The following is a 344-nucleotide window of genomic DNA, read 5'->3' as shown; positions in this document are numbered from 1 at the left end:
TGTTGCGTAATTCAATGGAACTAAATCCAGAACCTACGATCTGATCTGCTACGTCCACTATCTCTCGTAGCCTCATGCCTAAACCACGTTACAAAACAACCAACTGGAAGCAATACAACCAATCACTTATTAACCGTGGCTCTTTGACCTTTTGGATTGATGAAGAAGCGATAAGCGGGTGGGCGCAAAGCAAACAGAATAAGCGCGGGAGGCCACGTCGGTTCAGTGATTTAGCCATCACGACAGCACTAATGGTGAAACGAGTTTTTTCTATGCCGCTGAGAGCGCTGCAAGGATTTATCGACTCGATATTTAGGTTAGCCCATGTACCGTTAAGTTGTCCG

General features: G+C 45.9%; 1 protein-coding gene. It reads left to right on the top strand.

Annotated elements, in window-relative coordinates; translation table 11 throughout:
• Positions 1–74: 74 nt before the first annotated feature.
• Positions 75–344 (top strand): transposase (locus FCV43_RS20860; RefSeq protein ID WP_170961672.1); only part of this gene is annotated, 270 nt, incomplete at its 3' end.

Origin of the sequence: Vibrio genomosp. F6 (genome assembly GCF_005146325.1) — a bacterium.
Lineage (GTDB): Bacteria > Pseudomonadota > Gammaproteobacteria > Enterobacterales > Vibrionaceae > Vibrio > Vibrio cortegadensis.
This window is presented reverse-complemented; position numbering and strand designations above follow the sequence as displayed.